This window comes from Frankia canadensis, assembly GCF_900197875.1.
Taxonomy (GTDB): Bacteria; Actinomycetota; Actinomycetes; order Frankiales; family Frankiaceae; genus Frankia; species Frankia canadensis.
Genome location: NZ_FZMO01000150.1, coordinates 1 through 9,301 on the forward strand (window position 1 = coordinate 1; position 9,301 = coordinate 9,301).

General features: G+C 68.7%; 11 protein-coding genes and 1 pseudogene. 5 read left to right on the forward strand and 7 right to left on the reverse strand.

Annotated elements, in window-relative coordinates:
- From C1A33_RS14120 to C1A33_RS14130, 3 genes are all read right to left on the reverse strand, one after another.
- On the reverse strand, nucleotides 1-881 hold an 881-nt coding region (locus C1A33_RS14120), incomplete at its 3' end, for a metal ABC transporter permease (protein ID WP_101831979.1).
- A complete protein-coding gene (locus C1A33_RS14125; RefSeq protein ID WP_101831980.1) occupies nucleotides 878-1,642 on the reverse strand; it encodes a metal ABC transporter ATP-binding protein in 765 nt (254 codons plus the stop codon). The genes C1A33_RS14120 and C1A33_RS14125, both read right to left, overlap by 4 nt.
- 49 nt (nucleotides 1,643-1,691) lie before the next feature.
- Entirely contained in the window at nucleotides 1,692-2,483 is a 792-nt protein-coding gene (locus C1A33_RS14130) for a DUF2470 domain-containing protein (RefSeq protein ID WP_243407535.1), read from the reverse strand.
- A 213-nt stretch (nucleotides 2,484-2,696) separates the two neighbouring features.
- Between C1A33_RS14130 and C1A33_RS14135 the strand changes: the two genes are divergently transcribed.
- On the forward strand, nucleotides 2,697-3,032 hold the full coding sequence (locus C1A33_RS14135) for a type II toxin-antitoxin system VapB family antitoxin (protein ID WP_101831986.1): 336 nt from the start codon (nucleotides 2,697-2,699) through the stop codon (nucleotides 3,030-3,032).
- Here C1A33_RS14135 and C1A33_RS14140 read toward each other — a convergent pair.
- From C1A33_RS14140 to C1A33_RS14155, 4 genes and pseudogenes are all read right to left on the reverse strand, one after another.
- Nucleotides 3,011-3,367, reverse strand: coding sequence for a hypothetical protein (locus tag C1A33_RS14140; RefSeq protein ID WP_101831981.1), 357 nt, complete (start codon nucleotides 3,365-3,367; stop codon nucleotides 3,011-3,013). The genes C1A33_RS14135 and C1A33_RS14140 overlap by 22 nt on opposite strands.
- Before the next feature lie 81 nt (nucleotides 3,368-3,448).
- Nucleotides 3,449-4,105, reverse strand: a pseudogene (locus C1A33_RS14145) (HNH endonuclease); the annotation flags it as partial.
- The gene (locus tag C1A33_RS34180; RefSeq protein WP_133150669.1) at nucleotides 4,036-4,635 is read right to left on the reverse strand and encodes a DUF222 domain-containing protein; all 600 of its coding nucleotides are present in this window, start codon (nucleotides 4,633-4,635) and stop codon (nucleotides 4,036-4,038) included. The pseudogene C1A33_RS14145 and the gene C1A33_RS34180, both read right to left, overlap by 70 nt.
- 320 nt (nucleotides 4,636-4,955) lie before the next feature.
- Entirely contained in the window at nucleotides 4,956-5,600 is a 645-nt protein-coding gene (locus C1A33_RS14155; RefSeq protein WP_101831983.1) for a response regulator transcription factor, read from the reverse strand.
- Nucleotides 5,601-5,929: 329 nt separating this feature from the next.
- Between C1A33_RS14155 and C1A33_RS14160 the strand changes: the two genes are divergently transcribed.
- From C1A33_RS14160 to C1A33_RS14175, 4 genes are all read left to right on the forward strand, one after another.
- Nucleotides 5,930-6,403, forward strand: a complete 474-nt coding sequence (locus C1A33_RS14160) for a hypothetical protein (RefSeq protein WP_243407536.1) — start codon at nucleotides 5,930-5,932, stop codon at nucleotides 6,401-6,403.
- 89 nt (nucleotides 6,404-6,492) lie between these two features.
- A complete protein-coding gene (locus C1A33_RS14165; RefSeq protein WP_101831984.1) occupies nucleotides 6,493-7,239 on the forward strand; it encodes a YcnI family copper-binding membrane protein in 747 nt (248 codons plus the stop codon).
- A gap of 5 nt (nucleotides 7,240-7,244) precedes the next feature.
- Entirely contained in the window at nucleotides 7,245-8,912 is a 1,668-nt protein-coding gene (locus C1A33_RS14170; protein WP_101831988.1) for a copper resistance CopC/CopD family protein, read from the forward strand.
- A gap of 106 nt (nucleotides 8,913-9,018) precedes the next feature.
- Nucleotides 9,019-9,301: hypothetical protein (locus C1A33_RS14175; protein ID WP_480014379.1), on the forward strand; the 283-nt coding region annotated here is incomplete at its 3' end.

Sequence of the window (9,301 nt, forward strand, 5' to 3'; positions counted from 1 at the left end):
GTCCCCGCCCCCGCCCGCCGGACGCCCTGCCGCCGGATGCCCAGCCGCCAGGCGCTCTGTCCCAGCTGCACCAGCGCGTACCCGGCCACGAGCATCAGCACGATCGTCGCGCCGGCCGCCAGCCGCACGTCGTGGCCCACCGACGCCTCGTAACTGGCGCACAGCCCCAGCCAGGCGCCCGTCATCCCGACGCCCATCGCCACCGCGATGATCACGCCGAGCCGGTCGGAGAGCAGCCGCGCGGTCGCGGCCGGCACGACCAGCATGGCGATGACGAGAACGGTCCCGACTGCCTGGACCGATGCCACGACTACCAGCGCGATCACCATGTTGCCGACCAGATCCAGGGCGGTGACGTGATAGCCCACCGCCCGCGCCCACTGCGCGTCGAAGGCGCGCAGCAGCAGCTCCTTGCCCAGCCCCACCAGCACCAGACCCGCCAGCACGGCCACGGCGCCGGTCACCGCGATATCGGCCACCTTGATCGTCAGCACATGGCCGAACAGGAACGCGGTGAGGTCCGCCGTGTACGACCGCTGCCGCGAGACAAGGACAACGCCGACGGCAAAGAACGCGGTGAGCAGCACCGCCAGCGTGGCATCCTCGTTGACCTTCCGCGTCGCCGCGACCGCGGTGAACAACCCGACGGCGACCACCGCGCAGACGAGCGCCCCCGGAACGATCCCCGACCGGCCTGACGCCAGGAACCCGACGACGACCCCGGGAAACACCGTGTGCGTGATCGCGTCGGTGAGGAATGCCAGCCGCCGGAGCAGCACATAAACCCCGACAGCCCCGCACAGCGCCCCAAGGAGCACCGCCTCGACCAGCGCACGGGCCATGTAGGGCCGCTCGAACGGCGTGACCAGAAAACCGATCATGATCGGGCGAGGATCAGGCCGTGGTTACCGAGCTCCAGCGCGGCGCCGCCGTAGGCTGCCCGCAGCAGTTCCGGCGTCAGCACGTCACTCGGCGGCCCGAAGCCGAACTGATGGCGGTTGAGCAGGCAGACGCCGTCGCAGGTCACCTGTGCCAGACCGAGGTCATGGGTGGAGACCACCACCGCGGCGCCCTGGGCGGCAAGCGCCCGGATCGCGTCCAGCAGCGCCTCCTGGGACACAGCGTCAACGCCGTTGAACGGCTCGTCGAGGACCAGCGCCGCGGGCTGCGCCGCGATCGCGCGCGCCAGCAGGACGCGCTGACGCTGCCCACCCGACAGCCGGCCGAACCGGTCCGCCGCTCGGTGCTCGAGCCCTACCGCGGCGAGCGCTGCGGCGGCGGCCTCCCGGTCCGCCCGCCCGGGGCGCCGCAACCAGCCGATCCGCCGGTAGCGGCCCATCAGGACGACCTGAGCCACCGAGACGGGAAAATCCGGATCCAGCGTGTCCACCTGGGGCACGTACGCAACCTCGCGGCGCGCCTCGGCCGGTCGCCTGCCCAGTACCCTGATCGAGCCCGCCGTCACGGCCACCAGCCCGAGCACGGCCTTGATCAGGGTGGATTTGCCGGCGCCGTTCGGCCCGACCAGCGCGACGATCTCCCCCGCGCGCACCGTGCCGTGAATCCGCTCCAGTGCGGGACTGCGGCCGTACGAGATGCTCGCGTGATCGAAGACGATCGAGGCGTCGTCGGATGGCGGCATGCCCTAATTGAAAACGATTGTCGATGCCGCTGTCAATGAGAACTGCCCGCTACTCCAGACTGCGGGTGGATCGTTGGAGGAGGCGCCGCAGTTCGTGACCGAGAGAGCGCGGCTCCGTCAGTGGCTGGTCGAAGAGGACCCGAACCTGGTCGGCACCCTCCGCGTCCACCCGCCACAGATCCATGCCATCGCGGTCCAGGTCGCTGACGTGGGCACCGGCGACGTCGTCGTCGGCATCCGGTGGCAACCCGAGACACGCGAGCCGACGCATCTGGTCGGCATGGCGCGTGTTCAGGTGCTCGATCAGCTCCGGCGCATAGGCGCTGATGAGATCGGGCTCGGCGAGGGCGTACGTCGCCAGGTCGATGTGGCGGCCGACGGTGGCGTTGGACCACCGGCGTGCTGCGCCTCGTCTCTCGGCCGGGGGCAGGCAGAAGACCACATCGTCGACGGAGACCGCCAGCACCGAGAGGTCATCCAGCACCGAGAGGTCATCGGTGACGCCCTCGATCGTGCCAACTGTTCGACCGAGGGCAGCGAGCCTTCGCAGGATCTGGTCCTTCGTGCCGGGGACCAGGCGCAGCGGCCCGGCGAGGATCAGCCGTTCGCCGAAGTGACCCGGCACGTCAACCCAGCTTCGCCGCCCGTTGCGTGCGGCGCGAGCGATCCGGCTGTCCGCCCTGGCCATCAGTACCGGCTCCCCGCCGTCGTCGACCACGCCGACCCAGCCCCGTGCCTGCTCGCTGGGCAGCGTCAGCAGTGCGGTCCGACCGCTGGCAAGCACCGTGCGGGCTCGTTGCGCCATCGCGATCATGTGACTCTCGTGGCTCGCTGAGCTCACCGCGACCTCCTAGAACTTCAAGTAAGCCTCACTTAAGTCGCTCGACTGGTGGAGGTCAAGGGATCGGCGCCCCGGGGGGCGATGCGCACGCGTCGGCCGTGGTCCTCGTGTCCGCCCGGTACCCGCTCTGGGCCCACCGGGGTCTTGTCGACGGCGCGGGGATCCTAGGCTGTCGTAGTCGACGGATGTCGCGCCCTCGAGGAGGAGGTGCTGGTGATCTTCAAATTGGTCGGAGACGGTCGCCCGTACCCCGAACACGGCCTTGGCCAGCGGGACTGGGCAGCCATACCGCCCCGCCAGGTACGGCTTGACCAGCTCGTCACGACGAAGCGCGTTCTGGCGCTCGACGTGTTGCTCGATGAGGACTCGACCTTCTACGGCGACCTCTTTCCTCATGTGATCGAGTGGGGAGGTGCTCTCTATCTCGAGGACGGTCTGCACCGGGCGGTGCGCGCAGCGCTGCAGCAGCGCACCTCGATACACGCCCGGGTCTACGTCCTGGCCGGGCCAGCTCTCAGCGACTCCGCTCAGTCTTCGCTTGCGCGGTAGGTGACGTAGACGTCCTTCCCAACCTTGCTGAAGAGGTATCGCGGACAGGCGGATCCAGGCCGGTAGGCGGTGATCGGGCGGAAGACCGGCGACCGCATGACCTCCTTGCGCCGGCCACCCGCAGTCTTTGTCGCCTGACCGCCTGTGACATCGGGCGTGTCGACGCGCTCATACCACCCGCCGCAGTAGCGGATGTCGTGAGGCCGTGACGTCCAGGCAGGAGTGTGGAAGAACCACAGCAGGTAAGCCGTCCGCATCAGCAGGACGAGCGCAGCCAGGATCAGCAGGGAGCGGATGATGTTCCCAGCTCGTCCTTGCGCGAGGATGGGGCTCACAGAAACGGCAGCCTACGGGCATCCCGACGTACCGCCGGCATCCACCCTCGTGTCTCGCCTGATCAGACGTGTCCTCCCGTCTCATGCCGCTTGCGGCGCCGACTGTCCGTCCCCAGACCGCAGCGTGGTGAAGCGATCGAAGGCGGCCAACGGATCACTGGTTGTCACCATCGTCGGTGCATCTCGGAGCACGGTGCCGTCCGGCCAGAGGACCAACAGATCTCCGCCCTGGCCTCGCCTCAGCTTCAGCGATCGGTCGTGTACGAGCCGGTGGTGGTCAGTCGAACAGATCAGGATCAGGTTGGCGGGCTCCGTTCCGCCGTCGTCGGCGCGCCACTCCAGCAGGTGATGTATCTGCAACCACCGTCGATGTCGGCACCCTGGAAACTGGCAGACACCGCCGTCTCGCGCGTAAAATGCCCGTCGGAGCGTGGTGGTCGGACGTCGCCGCGTGCGCCCGAGGGCGAGGGGATTTCCCTCGGCGTCGGTCACTATCGTCTGCAGGATACTGTCGCACGACAGCTGTCGTGCGAGTGAGGGCGATAGCACCGGCCCTCGCTCGACCTCGCACCTCCGGCGGGTTGGTCGATTCTCCTTGCCCTGATCGGACTTGTTCGGGTCCTCGTGGACGGCGGCTCCGATCAGCGTATCGATATCGATGTGCACATTCACGATGTACGGGCTCGGATCCGCCAGCGTGGGGAGCCGCTGACCAAGGTAATGGCCGGCCATCGCGGTGACGGCGTCCGCCCTCCGCTGGGAGGCCTTCCTACTGTTCTTCTCTCTGACCTGAGTTCCGCGGGCGGCGGCGGCGCCGTTGACGTCGTCGGCGCCCTCACCGTCCCCTTGCTGCCGCTGTCGTCGTCGATCTTCAGTTGAAGAGAGACGAGGCGATCAAGCTTGCGCGCCGAGCACCGCAGGGCTTCGGTGACCCACTCGCCCTCGTTTTCCGGGGTCGCTATGCGGGTGATCGCCCGGACCTTCGAGTAGGAGATCCTTCCGTGGCCGAACGCCTCGCGTGTCTGCGGCAGGTCCTCGAGGGCCCGAGCCGCGCGCACGTACTCGTAGCAGGCGCGCAGGCCGACGCCGAAACGCCATGACAGCAAGTGCGCGCAGGAGGCCATGCCGTTTGCCCACGCCTTGCGCCGGTCGAACGTGGCGACCAGAACGAGCCAGTGGCACGTGGCGGCCGTAATCCGACCTGCCCAGGTGCAGACTCTCGCCTCGAGATCAGGGAGGGAAACAGTGTCTGGTTCTTGATCGAACATGAGTTCGATTCTGACCTCGAGCGACGGCGATGTCAATCGATGGAAGGGGAAGGGGCTGGGGTGTAGATGTTCGCTGAGGGTGAATCCGGGTCGAGGTTCGAATTTCCTCTAGCCTATGGTCGCTGTTGGGTGCGGAAGGCGTGAATAGGCTGAGCGTCTTGGTGTTGACGTGCACCGTGGTGCGGCCCGGGCGGAGGAATTCTCATGTGGGCATGCTCGTTCACCGGCGCGGATGCCCTTTTCTGGACCTCGCGCTTGACGGAGCCCACGTCCGAGAGCATCATCGATTGTATGTTCGAAGTTGTGGAGTTGGTCGGGGGTCAGTTCCGTAGGTAGGCGAGGACGGCAAGCACTCGCCGGTGGTCGGTGGTGCTCTGCTCCAGTCCGAGTTTGGAGAAGACATTGGAGATGTGTTTCTCTACCGCTCCACTACTCACGACGAGATGCGCGGCTATGGCGGTGTTGGATCGCCCTTCAGCCATGAGTGTGAGGACTTCTCGCTCGCGGGGGGTGAGGGTGGCCATGGGATCGTCGCGCCGATTACGTACGAGTAGCTGGGCCACGACCTCCGGGTCCATGACCGTACCTCCGGAGGCGACTCGCCGAACCGCGTCTATGAATTCACGGACGTCCGCGACGCGGTCCTTCAGGAGGTATCCGACCGCGCCGGCGCCATCGGCGAGAAGCTCTGCCGCGTACTGTTTCTCGACGTACTGGCTGAGAACCAGAACAGGAGATCCAGGAACCTCGGAGCGTGCTCGAATAGCGGCGCGCAGCCCCTCGTCGCGGTGGGAAGGAGGCATGCGGACATCCACCACGGAGACGTCGGGGCGATGGTCCGCGACGGCATCCACAAGGCTCGGCCCGTCTCCGACGGTGGCGACGACCTCGCAACCGGCGTCGGTGAGAAGTCGTCGCAACCCCTCCCGGAGCAGTACCGAGTCCTCGGCGATGACAACCCGCACAGTGAGCCAGCCCTTCTTCGGGTCCGGTAAGGATGTCGGTGGAGGCCGACGCTACCCGGAGAGGAGTCTGATCGGCTGACATACGCGCCTTCGCCTGAAGGTTCGTCATGTCCGATGGCAGGTCGACTGGCAGATTGACGACGTTGCCGGTTGTGGCGGTCGGTTGGCCGGGCATGGCAAGCTTGGTCCCTGTGAGCAGCGGCTGGCCGGTGAGCGGGGGTACGGCCCGCCTCGGGCGAGCGGGCACCTTCGCCGCGTCTTCCGTCTGCCTGGCCTGGTTGGCACACCTGATGGGTGGCGCCGGGCGGCCTGGTTTCGGGATCACCGCCGTGTCGTTCCTCCTGCTCACCCGCGTGGCCTTCGGCCTGGGCGGCCGAGAGCGGAGCCTGACGGCGATGGTGTCGGGCGTGGCCGCGGCTCAGGTGCTCCTCCATATGGCCTTCCTCCTCGCGCATCCGCACGTACACCTGGCATGTCTGCGCTGTTCGGTGGACAGTCAGATGTTCCTGGCCCATATGGCTGCGGGCTTGGCGGTCTCGCTGTCGCTGCGACGGGCCGAGCGGGCGCTGTGGTCGGCGACCCGGCTGCGTCCCGGCTCATTGCTCGTCGTGCTGCTTCTGCCGGCGACCGAGCCTGCGGCGCCGCCGGTGGCGCCAGTAGTCAAGATCGGTTGTCGGCGCCGGCCCCCCAGAGCCCACTCCCGGCCGTTGGGACGCAGCGCGCGACGACGCGGACCACCCTGGGCATGGCCGGAGGTCGACTGGACGGCGCTGCGACGCGGCATGCCTCGAACCGTGCGCTGACGCCCGCCGGCAGCAGGATCTCCTCCGGCTCGGGTGCGTTACCGAGGCGTTCTTCTGCTGTGCTTCGGTGTTTCTGGGAGGGGATTCTCATGCACCGCTTTCTTTCGCGTGCCGGAGTTCTGGCCGCCGTCGCGGGAGCCACCCTGGCTGCCACGGTGCTGCCGGCGTCCGCGCATGTGACGCTGCAGCCGACCACGGCGCAGGCGGGGAGCTACACGACTCTGTCGCTCAAGGTTCCGGCCGAGGAGGACAACGCATCGACGACTGGTGTCGACGTGCAGTTCCCGGCGGACAGTCCGATTGCCTCCGTGTCCGTGCAGCCGAAGGAGGGATGGACCTACAAGGTCACCAAGGGAAGACCGGCCACTCCGTTGCGCACCGATGACGGTGTGGTCAGCGAGGTCGTCACCCGGATCACGTGGACCGCCACGCCCGGTAGTCCGGGTATCAGACCTGGCGAGTTCGACACCTTCATGATCTCGGCCGGTCCGCTGCCGGACCGTGCTGGTGCGCTCGCGTTCAAGACCCTGCAGACCTATTCCAACGGCGATGTCGTGCGCTGGGTGGACGTGCCTCAGCCCGGAGCCGGGGAGCCGGAGCACCCGGCGCCGTCGCTGACCGTCACCTCGGGGACGACTGGCAGTGGGGCATCGGCAGGCGCGACCCCGGTCGCCGCCACCACAGCCAGCGGTGCCGGTGAAGCCGCGGGGGGGCCGTCGACTGGTGGCGGCGATGACAGCACGGCGCGTGCGCTGGGCATCGTCGGCATCGCGGTGGGAGCGCTGGGCCTGACCGCCGGTGCCTTCGGACTGGGCCGCGCGCGGCGGCGGGGGTAGTGCCCGTGCGAAGACTGCTCGTCGTGATCGGGGCGTTGGCCTCCATGGCCATCGCCTCGATCGTCCTTGGCCTCGGAGTCGCGCCCGCCTCCGCGCACGCCCTTCTGACCGGGAGCGATCCGGTGGACGGAGCGGCGTTGCGGACCTCACCGGCGAAGATCGTTCTCAGTTACAGCGAGTCGGTCAGGGTGCCGAGAGATTCGATCCGCGTGATCGACGGGGCTGGGCGCAGGGTCGACGATGGACATGCCGGTCCGGGGGCGAAGGCATCCCAGGCCGCCGTCTCGCTGCGCCCCGCGCTCCCCGCCGGTACGTATGTGGTGAGTTGGCGGATGATCTCCGCTGACAGCCATCCGGTGTCAGGTGCGTTCGCGTTCGGCATTGGTGGGCCGCCGGCGGCGGGCGCCGCGCATGCCGAGGGTGACACCGCGGGTTCGCCCGTGGTCGGTTTCCTGTTCGGGGCGGCGCGCTTCCTTGGTTATGTGGGGATCGGCGTGCTGCTGGGGAGCTGCGTGTTCCTGGCGGTTCTCTGGCCGAGCGGTTTCCGCGCCGCGGGCTTGGGGCGGCTGGTCGCTGCGGCCTGGGGGCTCACTGCGGTTGACGCGGTCGCCCAGCTACTCCTGCAGGGCCCCTACGCGGCCGGGCTTGGTCTCGGTGGAGTCGTGCGGTGGTCGGTGCTGTCGGCGACGGTGGAGGAGAGGTATGGGCACCTGCTGCTGGTACGGCTCCTGGCACTGATGCTCGCCGCGCCGCTGCTGCGTCGCGCCGTGCGGATGGGGACGCTCGATGCCTGGCGGCGGGGAGAGCTCGCCATGCTCGGGCTTGCGGTGGCCATCAGCCTCGCCGCGATCGGCCACGGCAGTGCGGGCGACCTGGTGGGACTGGCGGTCGTCAGCCTCACGCTGCATGTGATCGGCATGTCGATCTGGATCGGCGGCCTGACGGTCATCGCGCTGGTGTTGATCAGGCAGGCGACGGTGCGGGAGCTGGCGATCGTCCTGCCGCGGTGGTCCAGGCTCGCCATGGGGGCGGTGATCGCGATCGTGCTCAGCGGCCTGTTCCAGAGCTGGCGGGAGATCGGAACGCTTCCCGCCGTGATTGACACGAGTTATGGCCGGATGCTGCTTTACAAGGTCTGGGCCGTCGTGGGAATGCTCGCGATCGGCGGCCTGGCGCGGCGGTGGGTTCGGCAGCACTTCGGCGACGACGCGGGCAGCGATGCCGCGCCGGGCGCCGCCGCGCTGGCAGGACTGCGGCGTGGGGTGGTGTTCGAGCTGGGAGTCGGTGCGGTCGTGCTGGGAATGACGGCGGCGCTGGTCAACATGGTTCCCGCACGGACCAGTTATGCACCGCCGTTCACCGGCACCGCCATCGCCGGGCCGATGACGGTGAAGGTGCGGGTCGCGCCGACCCGGGTGGGTACGGAGTCCGTCGATGTGTATGCCCAGGCGCCGACCGGGAAGCCGCAGAAGCTGGTCGCGGCGACGGCGGAGCTGTCACTTCCCACCGCGGATCTGGGACCGTTTGAGGTACCACTTGATCTTGCCGAAGTCGGGCACGCCCGCAGCGACCGCATCCAGGCACCGTTGGCGGGGAAATGGCAGCTTCGGCTGACCCTCCGCCTGAACGACTTCGATCAGTACGTGACCACGCTCTTCTACACCGTGCGGTGAGCCCGCGCGACGCCCGCTCTGTCCCCGCGGGCGTCCGAGCTGGCGTCAGACGGACACCGGGGACGCGTTCGCGGAGGTCTTTCCGGACGTCGGAGCCGGGCTGGGGGTGCTGGCTCCGCTCGTGGGGTTGGCCGTCGGCCCGGCGGCGGGCGGTGACTGCGGTGCGCTCGACCGGGAGCTGGCCGCGGGGGAGCTGGCTGGCGGCGAAGAGCTGGGGAGTGCGGGGGTCGTCGGCAGCGGCGCGCCCGAGGTGGAGGGCGGCGCATGGACGGGGGGCGGGACGGTGATGCCCGTGCCGGGCGAGCCCGTGCCCGGGACCGTCGGCGTGATGATCGGCGGCATGGTGATGACCGGCGGGGCGGTGACGGTCGGCGCGGTGGAGGCAGGCG